Raw genomic sequence first — 15800 nt, forward strand, 5'->3', positions numbered from 1 at the left:
TTCTCCAAAATTCTTCATTTCTTTTGTTAGTTTCGCCGTTAAAATGACAAAAATCCGCTATTACTACTTTGTTTTTATGACCCTGCACTAAAACTTAAGTAAACTTTTAGTAAACATTAATTTTCATAAGAATTTGTTCAGATTTGATATAAAACGGTTTGTTGGGGAAAATAAAAGGAGAAATACTGATAAGGAAAGAGAGAGCATATGATTAGCCAACATTCTTATTTTCAACAATGTCTGCCTACCCTTCAACAATTACATAATATGAATTTCACGAAAGAACAGCTGTTGCAAAAAGGCTTTTTAATCGGTCAAGAAAAGGAACTAAGCATGTACTACTCACCCCATAACGATTACATAAATCCAAACGCTCATATTATTATTGCCGGCATCACACCAGGCTGGTTTCAAATGAAAACCGCTTTTAAACAATGCGTTTCCAGCCTGTCCCATCATCATCCGCTTGAACAAGTACTGTACGAAACAAAAAAAGCCGCTAGCTTTAGCGGAACGATGAGAGTAAATTTAATAGACATGTTAGATCGATGCGGCGTTCAAAAAGCGATCGTTATGGACAGTGCCGCTGAGTTATTTGCTTCACAGCGAGATATGCTGCATACAACGTCCGTATTAAAGTATCCTGTGTTTTACAAAGGAAAAAACTATACGGGTCATCAGCCGCCAATTGAACGATCAGCGCTTCTTTCACACTATGCTTTTGAAGTGTTTCCACAGGAATTGAACGAAATAAAGAATCCGTGCTTAATCGTTCCGCTAGGAAAAGCAGTTGAAAGTGTTTTAAGAAAACTTTCAAGTGAATCTTCGCTTTCTCAGCATACGTATTTATTTGGCTTTCCACATCCATCAGGAGCAAACGGACATCGTAAGCGGATATTTGAAGAACACCTAAGTGAATTTACGGAAATTGTGGAGGGGTGGGCTGTAAACAGAAGGAGTTGAAAACGACCTTTAGCTCTTTCTGTTTGCAACATCTCCTTCTTTTTCTTCTAGTTCTCGTTCATTTTGCTCTTCATGAAACTCTTCTTCTGTTTGTGCAGCAAGATAGTCAAACGGCGTATAGTAATTACGAGGAAGCTTTCGGTGCCAAACTGTTTTAATAATAATAATCATCAGCGGAATACTCACTGTTAAAATAGCGACTAAAACTAGTAGCGAAAAAATCATAAATTATTTCCTCCTGCTTTATGAACCGTGCCTCCTGAAATAACAAAGCGGATCCCCTACACCCATCCACTTATATTTCATCTACATTCACTGTCATCAGTATACGAGATTCATGAGTAACAAAACCGTTCTTTTCAAAAAAACGTTCTGGTTTGCCTTGGCCTCTTTCAGTAGACACGTAGACTTCTTTTACTTCTTTTTGTATAAGTAACTCGTTAAGGAAAGATAAAAGACTCGTTCCTATGCCAGTTTGCTGAGTGTTGCTTAACACACAAATTTCATTTACATAAAACGTCTTATAGTTCGCCCACTGTTCTTCATTTCCTACTATAAATCCTATGAGCTTATTATTTTCACTGTGGAAGTAACCTATCCCTATGTAACCTGGAGTTTTACTGATATCGTATAAACGAGCATAAGCAGTGTTTATACTCCAAGGCTCATTCCACGGTGAGGCACTAAAAACATTTGTATAGATGATTGCTGCTTCTTTAAGATCTTCATCAGTCAATAGACGAACTTCGGCTTTCATCGTGTTTCCCCTTTTCCCATCAGCATGCTTGAAACTCATTAATAACGTTTAACAGCTCTTTTAAATCCTCTATTACATACGAATCTGTGAAACTTCCGTCAAAGAAAACGTCTTTTTTCCATACAGCATGCATGCCTGCGCCTCTTGCGCCAAGCACATCATTTTCTGGATGATCCCCGATATATACACTTTCTTCAGCCGACACATCGAGCGCTTTTAACGCTCGCAAAAAGATATCTTTTTGCGGCTTTTTAATGCCTTCTTGCTCGGAAACAAGTATAGTATCAAAATAGTGATCAATTCCAAGCGCTTTAATATTCATCCACTGAAAGTCCGTAAAACCATTTGTGATCATGCCTAGTAACAACCCTTTTTTCTTTAGCTCTTTTAGTACATCCTCCATATGTAAAAACGGAACGCAGTGAGCTGGAAAATAGTGAAGGTAGTCGTCTAGCATCCCTTCCCACGTTAAACTTGGAATATCATATTCAGTCAAAAGCTGCTTATATACTTTATCTTTCCATACGTAGCCTTTTTGATCTAACTCAATAAATCTAGATGTGTACTCTTGCTTCGGTATGAGTGCTAGTTCTTCACTATATCTCTCGTACTGATCTTGAATAAAAAGCTTCAGTGAACTGTCTCGATCTAATAATGTCCCATCTAAATCAAAAATGACGGCTTTAATCATGTTTTTCATCCTCTATATGTAAACCAATTTAACGATTGGTTAATTATAACATTTATAGACATAGAACGAATAAATTAGTTATCGTTCTTCACTCTACTAGAAAAAGGAGATCCAATGTTCGGACTACTTTTCTTAAATCAACTTTATTTCTTTTTACTTGAATTAACAGATGTATCTATAAAATCATTTACATATTTGCTCATTTCTCTGTACTTCGTCCAGTGTAAATAGTGATGACCTTGTAAAACGACTAGTTTTTGCGACGATACGTGACTTAATTGGTTTTGATAAAACGTAATATTCGATTTTCCTTCTTTTGCTTCTTTATCTATTTTTCTAGTAAAAATCATTACGGGCATTTTTGAAGGAAACGACATATCGAGAGTTTTATTTATATTGTTGTTCAGCTCTTTTGCTTCATCAATGACGTTTTTGTTGTAGCCTTTCCAGCTGGAGATTGCTTTTGTCATTTTTAAATTTTTTGCTGTATACGTTCCTTCTTCGGCTAGCGGTAGATACTGATTAGGACTAGTAAGCAGGGCTAAGCGAGCAACTCCACTTGGCGCTAAAACACTCATCAAACTTGGTATATTCGGCGCTTCTTCTTTAAAATAATCCAGCACTTGTGGCAACGTAGGGTCTATTCCAATAATTGCTTTTACTTCATCTGGATATTTATTAGCGTAATACATGCTGTAAACGCCAGAAACCGAGTGTGGCATTAATATATACGGACCCTTTATATTCGATTTTTGCAAAGCTTCTCTCATTTCACTTACACTATTTTCTACTGTGCGCTTTTTATTCGTAATGTCACTCCATCCGTATCCAAATGGTTCTACTACCACAACTTTATTATCCTTCGACAGTTCATTTACTAAAGGTTCAAAATCCAGTGCAGGCGCAGTCGTTCCTAGGCCAGTTAGTAGTACAATTGTATTTTTTCCTTTACCTTTTGTATATACATGAATATCTCTGCCATTAACCTCTACTAATTGACCAATAGGCGGGTACTTTTTCTTTTCTACTGCCGTTATAACTTGATTCGTTACAACCCAAATAATGCATATCCCCAATATAGCTACTATCACATTTCGTAGAATTCTCAAGAACCTAACCTTTTTTTGCACGTTTACCTCTCCTTTCCGTAAGTAGCAGTTAACAAGCAGATGCCCATGCTAGTGACTCTTTGTAACTGCTTACTTACTATGACGCTTCAGAAAACGTTTAGTTCTATTTCCTATATAAAATTTAAAAGAATGATAGCAGCTTACTTCAGCACTAAACGAAAAAAAGGCCTCTTCTTATGGAAGAGACCTTTTACTATTTATTAAAAAGAGAACAATAAAAACTGTAACCCCTTTACTTGATTCCTAAGCGTATAACTGACGCTACGTTTTTAGCCGTTCTTTCAATATTTTCATCAGCTTTTTCTAGCGCTTCCGGAAGAGTTACTGCCCCGGGCACGACGCTGAATAAAGCAGAAATACCGTGTTCATACACAGCTTCGCTTCCCGCTCCAATGCTTCCTGCTATCGCTATCACGGGAACGCTATGCTTTTTTGCTGTTTTGGCTACGCCGATGGGTGTTTTTCCGTAAATGGTTTGACCATCTATTCTTCCTTCACCGGTAATGACAAGATCGGCATTTTTAATATAGCTTTCTAGCTGAGTTGCTTTAATGACAATGTCTACACCTGGCTTTAACTCCGCAGATAAAAATGCCAGCAGGCCCCCTCCTAGTCCTCCTGCCGCTCCGGCACCAGGAACACTTTGAATATGAATACCCATTTCCTTTCCAACAATCGCTGCGTAATGAGCTAAATTACGATCAAGCTGTTTAACCATATCAGGAGTTGCGCCTTTTTGAGGACCAAACACAGCGGATGCTCCGGTTTCACCCGTTAACGGATTGTCTACGTCGCACGCAACTTCTACTTTGACTTCAGCAAGCCGAGAATCCAAGTTTGTAAGATCAATAAAAGTTAACTGATCTAAGCTGCCCCCTCCTTCTTTTATTTCTGCTCCTTTAGCATCAAAAAGCTTTGCCCCTAAAGCTTTTGCCATACCGGCTCCTCCATCATTTGTAGCACTTCCTCCGATGCCAATAATGATATGCTTCACTTTGTGATCTAACGCTTTAAGAATGAGCTCGCCGGTTCCTCGCGTTGTTGTGACAAGTGGATTGCGTTTATCGACAGGGACATGATGAAGGCCTGAAGCGGCTGCCATTTCAATAACAGCCGTTTTGCCGTCTCCAAGAATTCCGTAAAAAGCTTCCACCTCTTTATCTAAAGGTCCAGTTACCTTAGCTTGTATAATTTGTCCGCCCGTCGCATCCACAAGCGACTGAACGGTTCCTTCTCCACCGTCTGCCATAGGTACTTTACTAATCTCAGCGTCTGGAAAATGAGTTCTTATTCCTTTTTCAACCGCTTCACAAACGCGCAAAGCCGTTAAGCTTTCTTTAAATGAATCCGGTGCAATCACAATTTTCATAGAAACACTCCTTTTTGTTTTTACCCGTATAGCTTTAATACACCAAATATAAGCGTAGATACAATTGCCATAATGAGTCCAATAAGCGATTCGTAAGGGATTAATTTTAAACGTTCTTTTATTTTCATGTTTACACTTCCGCCCGTTGCGTGGAAAAAGCTTCCGTGCGGGAGGTGATCAAGTACGGTCGCTCCGGCATGAACCATAGCAGCTCCGGCTAAAGCAGAAACGCCCAGCTCTAAAATCGTCGAGCCAAAAACTTGGCTTGCGACTGCTGTTCCTGCTGTTGTCGAAGCGGTTGCCGCTGACATAAAAATACCTGAAACCGGAGCTAAAACATAAGCTGGCAATCCAATGGCAGACAAGCCTTGAATAATCACGTCTTTTAGCTGAGAGTTAGCAATGATTCCTGCTAATGTCCCTGTTCCAAGAAGCATAATGGCTACACCTGACATTTTTCCTAATCCAGAAATAGCGTATGTATTAAGCTGTTTTCCTTTTTTCATCACAATGGCACCCACAATTCCTCCTACAGGAAGCGCAACCATTGGATCAATATTAAGATCAAAAAGCGGGCGCAGCGCCAGTAGCACGATGGTAACAATTGGTGCTATGATGGCCGTTAAAAACAGCGGCAAGCTGCTTGCATCCACTGTATCTATTTCTTCAATTTGAACCATTGTTCCTTTTTTCACTAATCGTTTGGCTACTATATAAGTGGCCGTTACGCCAAATATAGCGGGAATAATTCCTGCAGCCATCACGGATGTAAGCGGAATATTAAATGCATCTGAAGCAGCAATGGCGTTAGGATTAGGAGACATTAAATTTCCTGCCTTTCCTCCTCCAATCATCGCTAATAAAATAGCTGGCTTTGACATACCCGTACGTTTAGCAATTGCTAAAGCAATAGGCGCCACTGTGATCACAGCCACATCCACAAACACACCTACTGTCGTAAGAATGAGTGTGGCTAGCGCTAGAGCTAAAAGCGCTTTTGTTTCCCCTAGTTTTTTTACAATGGTTTCTGCTATAACTGCTGCAGCACCTGATTCTATTAATACCCCGGCCAATATACCAGCTGCAAGAATCCGCAGCACTGCGGGAATGATGCCTTGCGCTCCTTCAATCATTAAAGTAACGGTATCAGCAATATTAACTCCGCCAATCAGTCCTCCTATTAAAGCTCCGGCTATCATTCCGTATGCAGGAGCCACTTTCTTTAGAATTAATATAATGGCAATTACTAATGCACAAATCGCGCCTAACGCGCTTACTTGAACGTCCATAAAGCATCCCCTTTCTTGTTTCTTCTATCCCCAATGCTAATTGTAAGCGCTACCTTCAATTCTTTCATTAGTCACTTCAACAAAAAAAGACCTTGCTATCGCAAGATCTTTTATGCACGTGCACAATTATGAAATTTTAGATAACAGTAGCGCTACATACAGTTCGAGAAGGTCTTTTACTTTCCTTGGATCTTTTCCCGTGATGCTTTGGATTTTATCTAGACGGTAGCTTAGCGTATTTCGATGTATAAAAAGCTTTTTAGCTGCCGTGCTTCCTTCGCCATTTTCTTCTATGTAGACCGTTAACGTTTCGATAAGTTCTTTTTTCTTATCATATTCCTTTAGCTTTTTATAGTGATCCAACAGATCATGATTTTCTTGAAAACCGGCGCGTTGACGTAACAGTACGGGAATTTGATAATCCGCATAGCAGTAGAAATCAGCTTCTGGATGAAGCTTTGAACCGACCGCAAGCGTATCTTTTGCCTGCTGATAAGATACATGAAGGCCTTTAAAATCAGCTTGAAAAGATCCTGCCGCTAATTTACACACCATACCAGACGCCCGAAGCTGTTTTTCCAGCTGTTCCGCATAGCTGCTAGCGCTTCCGGCTTCTATAGATTTTAATAAGACCACCCCGTCTGGAAGCATAGCGTATAAGTCATTATTAGCTATGTATTTCTTTACAAGTTTCATGACTTTATGACGATTTTCAGCTGTAACAATCACTGCCACTCGTGGAAGGTATAAATTAATATCAAAGCGATTCGCCCGGTCAAAAAATAAAGAGTCAAACGGATCTTCTTGTTGAAGAAGCTGATGAACCAGCTCTTCTTTTAATCGTTCATCCCATTGAATTTCCTCTATTAAAATCATTTCTTGAAAAATCATTTCAGCCGCCATGCGCACAAGCTCTCCGTAATTACGAATCTGTTCTGGCAGTCCTGTTAACCCCACGACTCCAACAATTTCTCCGTTAAAGAAAATAGGCAAATTCACGCCCGGTTTGGCCCCTCGCAGCGAGTCAGCCTGCTGCTGAGTGATTTCGTAGGAACTGCCGCTTTTTAATACCATTAACGCTCCTTCGTGGATTTGATTCATTCGATTTTTGTCACCCGAACCAATAATGACTCCTTTTTCGTTCATTACGTTAATGTTGCAATCAATAATCTCCATCGTTCTACACACAATTTTCTGAGCTAATTCTTTTGTTACGTATCTCAAGCCTGCTCCTCTCTTTCTTTACATTCCCATCTTTTTAGTTTCTTTATCAAAGTAGAATGATCGATACCTAATTCTTTCGCTGCTTGCCGGAGTGATGAACAATGTTGAATAGTTTCTTTAACGAGCCGCTGTTCAAACTGCTCCACTTTCTTTTTTAGAGGTAAATAATCATATTTTTCATCTTCATTATAAGTATGAAAAGGTAAATGATGGGCTTCAATTATTTCACCAGGAATAGACACAATCATATTCTCAACCATATTTCGAAGCTCTCTTACATTTCCCGGCCATTGGTACGCTTCTAGCATTTGCTTCGCTTTATTTGATATGCGCTTTTGGACGTAATACAAGCTGCAAAAGTAGGAAACGTAATGATCAACGAGTAAACTAATATCCTCTTTACGTTGAGATAAATGCGGAAGGGTGATTTCAACTACCTTTAAACGATAGTATAAATCTTCACGGAACCTACCCTTTTTAATAAGCTCTCCTAGATGTTGATTTGTTGCCGAAATGATTCGTATATCGATACTTTTTGTTTTAGTTCCTCCAATTTTCTGTACCTGCTTTTCCTGTAACACTCGAAGCAGTTTTACTTGCAAGGAAATTGGCATTTCACCAATTTCATCAAGCATCAAGGTTCCGCCATCAGCGAGTTCTAACAGTCCTATTTTCCCTTCTTTTCGAGCGCCAGTAAAAGCTCCCTTTTCATAGCCGAATAACTCTGATTCTAGCAACGGTTCAGGAATGGCTCCGCAGTTCACTTTAATGAAGGGCTGATTGTTTCTATCGCTTGAATCATGAATAAGATTAGCGACTACTTCTTTTCCCGATCCTGAGGGACCTGATAGAAGAATACTTGTAGGAAACGGAGCTACTCGTTTGGCTTGCTGATAAACCAAGTTCATCCTATTGCTTTGAAACACTAGGGGCTGTTCCGACCCATTCACTTTTACAGCGTATTTATTTGCATTCATATGTGAAAACTCTTTTACCTTTAACAGCTCTTTTTTAACTGCGTTTAACTGTGTAATATCCTGTACAGTGGTAACAACAAGCTCTATTTCACCTTGTTTGTTAAACACTGGATTTCCTGTTACCATAACGTCTCTTCCGCTTGAAATCGTTTGCATAATAGAGCGCCGTTTTTTTTCTTCTAACACAAGTAGGGAAACAGATTGATCAATATATCCTTCATCTATAACGGTTTGCATATGCTTTCCTAATACGTTTTGTTTATTGGTTCCTGTGATTTTTTCATAAGCTTCATTTACATATATCGTTATTCCCTTTTTATTTACTACATATATTCCGTCCGTAGAGAATTCAATAATGGCCTGTAACGTTTCGTTCGTCAAATCTTTTTTTTCTTTAAAAGAAGTCATTATTTCATATTCCTTTCTTATGGTGAATTTCCGCCAATATACGGTGAAACTTTTCACCACTATCCATTCAATGTACAATAGGCTTTTTCCTTCTAAAAGCGGTGAATTTTTTCAGCACATGGTTATAAAAATCAAGGAAAATTGAGCTAATATTTACTTTTCGAATATTGGCATAGAAATTGCAGTTTAGTATGTTGAAAGAACAGGAGAGAGTCTCCCCCTTTCTAAAAAGGATTATTCTCTCCAGAATATAGGGTAAATGCAGTACAAAGTCATTTTAAAAGTACAAATAAAAATCCCGCTACGTTTAGGAGGCTATTGTATGTGTAATATTATTAAACCTAACTCAAAGCTTTATGTGATGGATAACGGCTCGATGCAAATGGATAAAAACTGGATGCTTGCAATGTATAACCCAGCAACTGTTAAGAACCCTCATACACCTACGGAATTTGTAGAGTTTCCAATTTATACTGTATTAATCGATCATCCGGAAGGGAAAATTCTGTTTGATACAGCCTGCAATCCTGAATCAATGGGACCACAAGGACGCTGGACTGAAGCAACTCAACAAATGTTTCCTTACTCAGCTACAGAAGAATGTTATTTACCGAATCGATTAGAACAATTAGGGGTTGATCCTAAAGAAATTAAATTTGTTGTTGCTTCCCACCTTCATCTTGATCATGCTGGCTGCTTAGAATTGTTCACTAACGCTACTGTTATCGTTCATGAAGATGAGTTAAACGGCACCCTTCAGTCTTATGCACGCAATCAAAAAGAAGGTGCTTATATTTGGGCTGACATTGACGCGTGGATAAAAAATGACCTTCATTGGAAAACGATTAAACGAAACGAAGATACCATTAAACTGGCAGAAGGAATTAATATATTGAACTTTGGAAGCGGACATGCTTGGGGTATGCTTGGCCTTCATGTTCATTTGCCTGAAACAGGTGGCATTATCTTAGCATCTGATGCAATCTATACAGCTGAGAGCTATGGTCCTCCTGTGAAACCACCCGGTATTATCTACGACTCTCTCGGGTATGCAAACACGGTTGAACGTATACGCCGTCTAGCCTACGAAACTAATTCGCAAGTTTGGTTTGGTCACGATGCAAATCAATTTCAGCAGTTCCGCAAATCTACTGAAGGTTATTACGAGTGAAATCAAGCAACTGCTTAAGATAAAAAATTTTTCTATAAATTGGAGGGCAAACAAATGACCATCTCAAAACTAGTTTTCACCCCTCTCAGCTATACAGGATGGGGATCACTTCAACAACTGCTTCCGGAAGTGAAAAAATATCACCCTGCTCATATTTTAATTGTCACAGATCCCGTATTAAAAGACATTGGACTTGTAGATAAAGTGAGTGCTCCTCTTATCCAAAATGGATATGAAGTAGATGTATACGCAGATACGGCACCAGAGCCGCCTTTAGCGCTTGGTGAAAAACTCGTATCTTACGCAAAAAGCCGAAAATTTGATTTAGTCATTGGAGTTGGTGGGGGCAGCGCATTAGATTTAGCAAAACTTACGGCTGTTTTAGCTGTTCATGACGGAGCTGTAGAAGAATATTTGAACTTAACTGGCACGAAACAAATTACGGAAAAAGGGCTTCCAAAAATTTTAATTCCTACGACCTCCGGCACGGGCTCAGAAGTAACGAATATTTCTGTATTATCTCTTGAAAGCAGCAAAGACGTCGTGACCCACGACCATTTGCTTGCAGACGCTGCCATTGTAGATCCCGAGCTTACGCTGAGCGTTCCTTCTAAAGTAACGGCGGCTACAGGGATTGATGCATTAACTCATGCCGTGGAAGCTTATGTATCAGTGAATGCAAATCCAGTAACGGACGCCTTAGCCCTAAAGGCTATACGCATGATCAGCTCTTCTTTAAGAACAGCTGTAGAAGATGGCGAAGATAAAGAAGCGCGAACTCAGATGAGCTACGGAAGCTATTTAGCGGGACTTGCTTTCTTTAACGCAGGCGTAGCCGGTGTTCATGCGCTTGCTTATCCATTAGGCGGTCAGTTTCATATTTCTCACGGTGAATCAAACGCTGTACTGCTTCCATACGTGATGGGTTATATACGCAGCAGCTGCGTGGAAAAGATGCGGGATATTTTTGAAGCACTAGGCGGAAACGCTACCTCTTTATCAGAAGAAGAAGCTTCTTATCAGTGTGTGAAACAGCTGCAGTCACTTGTCAAAGACGTGGGCATTCCTCAAACTCTTCGCGGATTTGATATTCCAGAAAGTGCCCTTCAAAAGCTGACAGGAGATGGCGTCCAGCAAAAACGAATTCTCGCTCGCAGTCCTTTGCCTCTTCATGAGAAAGACATACGAGCTATTTACCAATCGGCTTATGATGGCGCTATAGTAGAACCTCTACACTAAAGAACTCCCCCTTACCTAGGGGGGAGTTCTATTTATGCTGCTTTAGCCGTTGTACCAAAACGATTCTCTTTAGGGTCACTAGGCTGACAGAATAAAACAATTAGCCAAATACCGCCAATAAGCGGAACTAATGTAATGAGCTGCCACCATCCGCTTTTTCCCGTATCATGGAGCCTTCTTGCTCCTACCGCTAACGAAGGGACTGCAATCAATAGCGAGTAGATTACCGGCAGAAAAAGAGGCTTATCAATAACGAACTGAATGAAAGAAAGAATAAATGAAATAACAAAGTTGACCAATACAAACATCCAGTATTCAGTTCGGCTTGCTCTGCCAGAAAACGTCCCGTAATTTTTCAACACTTTTATGTACCACTTCATATGCAACACCCTCCTTTTTTAGTATAAAATTGTAAATTTATAGTTTATATATCCTTTTTATGCAAAAAACAAACCGTTAAACGAACAAATAACGACATTTTTTATACAAAAGAAAAAACTTCTTTCAAAAAAGAAGTTTTCTTCATGTATTATGCTTTTCTATTTAATCAAATCATTTCGGTCTTCCATACTTGGCGGTTCCTCAAGCCACCCGTTTTTGGCCATGATTTTTCCCCCGTCTTGCCCGTATGTTAAAATGTCTTTGGCCGTACTGACAAGAGTAAGAGGAAGATCTCCACGTAAACTAAATGCAGTGCCTAGAGCGTTGCTTCCCAGACCGAAACTGCAGAACAAACTCACGCAGTACATCATTAGTTTATCTGAAAAAGGTGCTACTTTTGACTCGGTCGCTTTGGCTCCCCACGTTGCAGGCGTCTGAATATCGCTCTCTAAAAGAATTTTGCTATAATCACTTACAATTTTCTTAGCCAGCTCTTTTCCTTTTACAAAATACTTCTTTACTTCAGGCTCACTTGCTACTTGAGCAAACCCTGTGATCATTTGCATGCCAAGAATGTTGCTTTCAATAGCGTAATAAATATGCGCTACCTCTACAGTATTTAATGCACGTTTACTGGAAAATAAATGGAGGCCATTCATGTAATCTGTACCTTCAGCAAACTTCGCTGTTTTAGGTACTGAAACAGCTGGAGGCCTTGGAAGCACGTTTTTTTCCTGAAGATAATCTACACATTTGTCATAGCCACTTTGCGTGAAAGCGGTAAGCTCTTTATATAGAGAGATCATGTCTTTTCTGTAGGACATGGTTAAATGAAGCGTATGTAGCCCCATGCTAATTTCTTTTAAAAGGCGAAGAAACATAATATCAAACACTTTATCATAAAGCTTAGGAACACCGACATTTACGTCTTTTTCTGTGTATCCTACCGGTATGGCTGCCCCTTCATTTTTTAGAATCGTTTTGATATCTTCAATATAGTTCACCACTTGCATATACGTATCTTGCATAATTTCTTTTGCCCCGTCATCTTCTGCGTGCACAATAAAATATTCTAAAATTCTTTGGGTCATTGTTTTTTGCTGATAGGTCATCCAAAGAGTAGCAATTTCACTTGAACTTAACGTTATTTCTTGACTCATGCACTCAACCTCCTGCTAGGGATACATACGTAAATCTTCATTTATTCAAGAGTGGGTATCTGTAATGAAGACTTTATTCTAGACCTTAACATTCGTCCCCGCAGTCAGATACACAACTCTGTCTCTTCCTCAATTAATTCTGCTTCATTTACTATGCACAAATTGGAAGAATTCTATGTATTTACCCTCGCTTTTAAATGGAGGAAACAAAAAAGCCCCCTCTCATTAAAGGCGCTTTTTCAAAGAAAACGTTTTTATTCCATCGTATCAGAAATTCTTTTGTAGCTTCCGCATTTTTTTAGATATTGAATAATATCTTGATCTTTTACACGCTGAATAGCTGATCCGAACAGTTCTGCTGCTACCTGCATACGTTCATGTTTATGTTCAATGGTCATAATATATCGAAGCGCATCCACAACCGGTGCATTGTGACGTGTACGACGAGTTATGTACTCGTGAATGGCTTCATTTAACCCTTCCGATTCCGCTTGTTGAAACTCAGGTTTTCTTACTGCTTGACTATATACCACTTTTTTGCCACTCCTTCTCCTCATTTTTAATCATTTTTATCTTTCTTTTATTTCCATTTCCCTAACAAAAAGGAAACAAAACATGCAATGTTAACTTTTTTTAGAGTTTTCTAGCAGATGCATGATACATTTAAAAGAACATAGGTTTGATCCTTTATAAGGAAACTATGATATATTTTTTGTCTACACAGACTATACACAGTAAGGAATGAGGTATTTAGATATGAATAAAGCTGAATTTATTGATGCTGTTGCTTCAAAATCAGAATTAACAAAACAAGACGCAAAAAAAGCGATTGATGGATTATTCGAAATCATTACTACGACGCTTGCACAAGAAGAAAAAATTCAAATCGCTGGATTTGGTACATTTGAAGTACGTGAACGTGCCGAACGTACAGGCCGTAACCCCAAACAGGTGAACAAATCGTGATTGCTGCTACAAAGGCTCCAGCCTTTAAGCCAGGAAAAGAATTTAAAGAAGCTGTTAAATAAAGAGTCTAATGCTGGGTATAAAGTAAAACAAGCAGGCTCTTAATAATTAAGAATCTGCTTGTTCTGTTCTATATAAAGACTATTTCAGTAAGTTATTTTATTTTTTCTAAAAAGATACATATCTAACAGCATATTAACAAGCAATAGATTAAGCTACTACATTTATTTTAATATACAGTTGAGCTAGATAGAATATCTTTATGAAAACGTACTGTTTCAGAACTATAAGTAGTCACATTTAGTACACTTTTTATAGAATATGAGATGAGGATACCTCCCTCTTCCATTGTACTCACCCAATAAGGATGAAAGGGTATTAAAAAATAAAATCGCTTATCAAGTTTTTCTAAAACAAATGGTTCGGTAACATTTTTAGTTTCTAAATTACCAACAGAGACATCAATTTTATCACCTATTCTCATCCCACCATAACCCTCTATACAAATTTCAATAAATCCAGTTTCTTGAAGTAATTCTAATTCAACTTCTCCGACGTAATCATATCTTTCTAGTATGTTCGTTCCATTTTTAATTGATTGACGTACGAAATCTCCGTCATAATAAAAAACAAATGGCAATTCTAAATCTTTTGAGTCAATAAGATTTTGTATGGTGATAGTACCAACTCCTTTATTATTATAACATTATTGGCTATTCCAACGTTTTATCTCATATTCTTGATATGTGCTTCTCTTTTAAATGTAGTCTACATTGGGATCAAAGCAAACTTATTTAGAACTAGCATTGTGAATCCCATTCAAAGCATAGCCAAACTACATACTCGAATGCAGCTACTCTCTGTCTTGCACTGTATTTTATCTTCCACTTTTTCTTTTAAATCAGAGGTAGGCATGAAGAAAGAGACATTTTACAATAAGGTAAAAGTATACGAGGCAAGGAAGTAAAGTTTTCTTCATTTCCTAATTTTATTGGACGGCCTAACAAAATAAGTGACTCAACAGTTTGTTCATAATCAAGCTTATAGCTTCAATAAAATCACAGTTTTTTTTAAATACGTTGATTAAAAAAACACCCTGAGAGGATGTTTAATAGTTAGCTTGTAAAGCTTCACTCTTTTTCTTTAGTTTTTGACTTTCTTCTTCTAACTCAATAATTTTATTTTGGAGCTCTGTATTATCAAAGTCTTGCTCTAACTCTTCAGATAACTTTATTCGCTGTTTATGAATTTCAATTCGTTGTTTAGCAATCGCTTCTACTTCTTTGTTTAATTGTAATTGTTCATATGGATTCATATAAATTCCTCCCTTACTTTCACTTTCAACACAAGAAGACAGATTCCTTTAAAATAAAGTCCAGTGAGTGTTCCCTATAAACATGCTAATGGCCCCAAACGCACTAGCAATAAAACTAAAATTCCATACAGTGTGCATCCAAACTGCTAAAGAACCATATGTCTTTTTAAAGGCTACTTCACGCATAAAGATGAGATAAAGAACTGTAAACCCATATACACCAAATGCTACCCATTGAAAAGTTTCTTGAATTTGTGGAACTATTAGAACAACTGCTACTAAAGCTACGGTGAAAATGAGGTTCACAATCATAAAGAAGCTGACGAAACGCATCCACTTAAATCCCTTTTCGTCTAGTTCCGCAGCACCTTGGTTTTTTCGCTTTAATTCCTCCATTATTCATTACCCCTAGTATTCAGTTTTATCCATTATAGCACGTTATCCTAGTGTTATTCTTAAAGTACTAGTATCGTTATGTTCAAATTTCAGAGATTAGACTCAAAAATTTTGAAGTTTTCACATTAGAATTTTATACAGGCTCAATCAAAATCTGTAGTTATCTAACATAAATAAAAGAGCAGTTTGCAAATGCAAACTGCTCTTTCGATGACCCGTACGGGATTCGAACCCCCGCGGGCTTTGACGCCCCTGTCGGTTTTCAAGATCGATCCCTTCAGCCGGACTTGGGTATTCCTCCGATATTATAACTGATGAACCTTCTACTCTAAACAACTAAACTAAGGTCCTATGATACTTCTGA

Annotated in this window: 17 protein-coding genes, 1 tRNA gene and 1 pseudogene; 4 read left to right on the forward strand and 15 right to left on the reverse strand. The window is 38.4% G+C overall.

What is annotated here, in order from left to right; translation table 11 throughout:
* The first annotated feature begins 207 nt into the window (after positions 1–207).
* Positions 208–963 carry a hypothetical protein gene (locus tag POF52_RS21700; protein ID WP_271994799.1) on the forward strand — a complete coding sequence of 252 codons (756 nt, stop codon included), beginning with the start codon at positions 208–210 and terminating at the stop codon, positions 961–963.
* Positions 964–972: 9 nt separating this feature from the next.
* Here the strand turns inward: POF52_RS21700 and POF52_RS21705 are convergent, their stop codons facing one another.
* From POF52_RS21705 to POF52_RS21740, 8 genes are all read right to left on the reverse strand, one after another.
* A complete protein-coding gene (locus tag POF52_RS21705; RefSeq protein WP_034651244.1) occupies positions 973–1188 on the reverse strand; it encodes a DUF3951 domain-containing protein in 216 nt (71 codons plus the stop codon).
* A 70-nt stretch (positions 1189–1258) separates the two neighbouring features.
* The gene (locus POF52_RS21710; RefSeq protein ID WP_271994800.1) at positions 1259–1720 is read right to left on the reverse strand and encodes a GNAT family N-acetyltransferase; all 462 of its coding nucleotides are present in this window, start codon (positions 1718–1720) and stop codon (positions 1259–1261) included.
* Positions 1721–1739: 19 nt separating this feature from the next.
* On the reverse strand, positions 1740–2411 hold the full coding sequence (locus POF52_RS21715) for an HAD family hydrolase (protein WP_271994802.1): 672 nt from the start codon (positions 2409–2411) through the stop codon (positions 1740–1742).
* Positions 2412–2554: 143 nt separating this feature from the next.
* Entirely contained in the window at positions 2555–3448 is an 894-nt protein-coding gene (locus POF52_RS21720) for an alpha/beta fold hydrolase (protein ID WP_271994832.1), read from the reverse strand.
* A 325-nt stretch (positions 3449–3773) separates the two neighbouring features.
* A complete protein-coding gene (locus tag POF52_RS21725) occupies positions 3774–4910 on the reverse strand; it encodes a glycerate kinase (protein WP_271994804.1) in 1137 nt (378 codons plus the stop codon).
* A gap of 20 nt (positions 4911–4930) precedes the next feature.
* Complete coding sequence (locus POF52_RS21730; RefSeq protein ID WP_271994806.1) at positions 4931–6199, reverse strand: GntP family permease; 1269 nt, start codon at positions 6197–6199, stop codon at positions 4931–4933.
* A 126-nt stretch (positions 6200–6325) separates the two neighbouring features.
* On the reverse strand, positions 6326–7423 hold the full coding sequence (locus tag POF52_RS21735) for a sugar diacid recognition domain-containing protein (RefSeq protein WP_271994808.1): 1098 nt from the start codon (positions 7421–7423) through the stop codon (positions 6326–6328).
* On the reverse strand, positions 7420–8808 hold the full coding sequence (locus POF52_RS21740) for a sigma-54 interaction domain-containing protein (RefSeq protein WP_271994809.1): 1389 nt from the start codon (positions 8806–8808) through the stop codon (positions 7420–7422). The genes POF52_RS21735 and POF52_RS21740 overlap by 4 nt, the downstream gene beginning before the upstream one ends.
* A 322-nt stretch (positions 8809–9130) precedes the next feature.
* Here POF52_RS21740 and ahlS point away from each other — a divergent pair, with 322 nt between their 5' ends.
* Positions 9131–9979, forward strand: coding sequence for an AhlS family quorum-quenching N-acyl homoserine lactonase (gene ahlS, locus POF52_RS21745; protein WP_271994812.1), 849 nt, complete (start codon positions 9131–9133; stop codon positions 9977–9979).
* Between the two features lie 54 nt (positions 9980–10033).
* The gene (locus POF52_RS21750) at positions 10034–11218 is read left to right on the forward strand and encodes an iron-containing alcohol dehydrogenase (protein WP_176585310.1); all 1185 of its coding nucleotides are present in this window, start codon (positions 10034–10036) and stop codon (positions 11216–11218) included.
* Positions 11219–11250: 32 nt separating this feature from the next.
* Here the strand turns inward: POF52_RS21750 and POF52_RS21755 are convergent, their stop codons facing one another.
* The 3 genes from POF52_RS21755 to POF52_RS21765 form a co-directional block, all read right to left on the reverse strand.
* Positions 11251–11598, reverse strand: coding sequence for a DUF805 domain-containing protein (locus POF52_RS21755; RefSeq protein ID WP_016766135.1), 348 nt, complete (start codon positions 11596–11598; stop codon positions 11251–11253).
* Between the two features lie 159 nt (positions 11599–11757).
* Positions 11758–12759 (reverse strand): DUF3231 family protein, encoded by a 1002-nt coding sequence (locus POF52_RS21760; protein ID WP_271994815.1) that lies wholly within the window; start codon positions 12757–12759, stop codon positions 11758–11760.
* Between the two features lie 254 nt (positions 12760–13013).
* Complete coding sequence (locus POF52_RS21765; RefSeq protein WP_013083544.1) at positions 13014–13292, reverse strand: hypothetical protein; 279 nt, start codon at positions 13290–13292, stop codon at positions 13014–13016.
* 223 nt (positions 13293–13515) lie between these two features.
* Here POF52_RS21765 and POF52_RS21770 point away from each other — a divergent pair.
* Positions 13516–13787: pseudogene (locus tag POF52_RS21770) on the forward strand (HU family DNA-binding protein).
* Positions 13788–13954: 167 nt separating this feature from the next.
* Here POF52_RS21770 and POF52_RS21775 read toward each other — a convergent pair.
* The 4 genes from POF52_RS21775 to POF52_RS21790 all read right to left on the reverse strand — a co-directional run bounded on the left by POF52_RS21775 (position 13955) and on the right by POF52_RS21790 (position 15729).
* Positions 13955–14365 (reverse strand): hypothetical protein, encoded by a 411-nt coding sequence (locus tag POF52_RS21775; RefSeq protein ID WP_271994817.1) that lies wholly within the window; start codon positions 14363–14365, stop codon positions 13955–13957.
* A 468-nt stretch (positions 14366–14833) separates the two neighbouring features.
* Positions 14834–15040 carry a hypothetical protein gene (locus POF52_RS21780; RefSeq protein ID WP_016766132.1) on the reverse strand — a complete coding sequence of 69 codons (207 nt, stop codon included), beginning with the start codon at positions 15038–15040 and terminating at the stop codon, positions 14834–14836.
* A gap of 48 nt (positions 15041–15088) precedes the next feature.
* Positions 15089–15436 (reverse strand): hypothetical protein, encoded by a 348-nt coding sequence (locus POF52_RS21785; RefSeq protein WP_176585307.1) that lies wholly within the window; start codon positions 15434–15436, stop codon positions 15089–15091.
* A gap of 214 nt (positions 15437–15650) precedes the next feature.
* Positions 15651–15729: transfer RNA gene (locus POF52_RS21790), tRNA-Ser, on the reverse strand.
* Between the last annotated feature and the right edge of the window lie 71 nt (positions 15730–15800).

This window comes from Priestia sp. AB (assembly GCF_028369225.1).
In the GTDB taxonomy this organism is placed as follows: Bacteria; Bacillota; Bacilli; order Bacillales; family Bacillaceae_H; genus Priestia; species Priestia megaterium.

Excerpts from the sequence above, each read along its gene's own strand:
- POF52_RS21705 (WP_034651244.1), bottom strand. The coding sequence starts at position 1,188 with ATGATTTTTTCGCTACTAGTTTTAGTCGCTATTTTAACAGTGAGTATT.
- POF52_RS21780 (WP_016766132.1), bottom strand. The coding sequence starts at position 15,040 with ATGAATCCATATGAACAATTACAATTAAACAAAGAAGTAGAAGCGATT.
- POF52_RS21715 (WP_271994802.1), bottom strand. The coding sequence starts at position 2,411 with ATGATTAAAGCCGTCATTTTTGATTTAGATGGGACATTATTAGATCGA.
- POF52_RS21750 (WP_176585310.1), top strand. The coding sequence starts at position 10,034 with ATGACCATCTCAAAACTAGTTTTCACCCCTCTCAGCTATACAGGATGG.
- POF52_RS21760 (WP_271994815.1), bottom strand. The coding sequence starts at position 12,759 with ATGAGTCAAGAAATAACGTTAAGTTCAAGTGAAATTGCTACTCTTTGG.
- POF52_RS21700 (WP_271994799.1), top strand. The coding sequence starts at position 208 with ATGATTAGCCAACATTCTTATTTTCAACAATGTCTGCCTACCCTTCAA.
- POF52_RS21730 (WP_271994806.1), bottom strand. The coding sequence starts at position 6,199 with ATGGACGTTCAAGTAAGCGCGTTAGGCGCGATTTGTGCATTAGTAATT.
- POF52_RS21725 (WP_271994804.1), bottom strand. The coding sequence starts at position 4,910 with ATGAAAATTGTGATTGCACCGGATTCATTTAAAGAAAGCTTAACGGCT.
- ahlS (WP_271994812.1), top strand. The coding sequence starts at position 9,131 with ATGTGTAATATTATTAAACCTAACTCAAAGCTTTATGTGATGGATAAC.
- POF52_RS21785 (WP_176585307.1), bottom strand. The coding sequence starts at position 15,436 with ATGGAGGAATTAAAGCGAAAAAACCAAGGTGCTGCGGAACTAGACGAA.
- POF52_RS21755 (WP_016766135.1), bottom strand. The coding sequence starts at position 11,598 with ATGAAGTGGTACATAAAAGTGTTGAAAAATTACGGGACGTTTTCTGGC.
- POF52_RS21740 (WP_271994809.1), bottom strand. The coding sequence starts at position 8,808 with ATGACTTCTTTTAAAGAAAAAAAAGATTTGACGAACGAAACGTTACAG.
- POF52_RS21710 (WP_271994800.1), bottom strand. The coding sequence starts at position 1,720 with ATGAAAGCCGAAGTTCGTCTATTGACTGATGAAGATCTTAAAGAAGCA.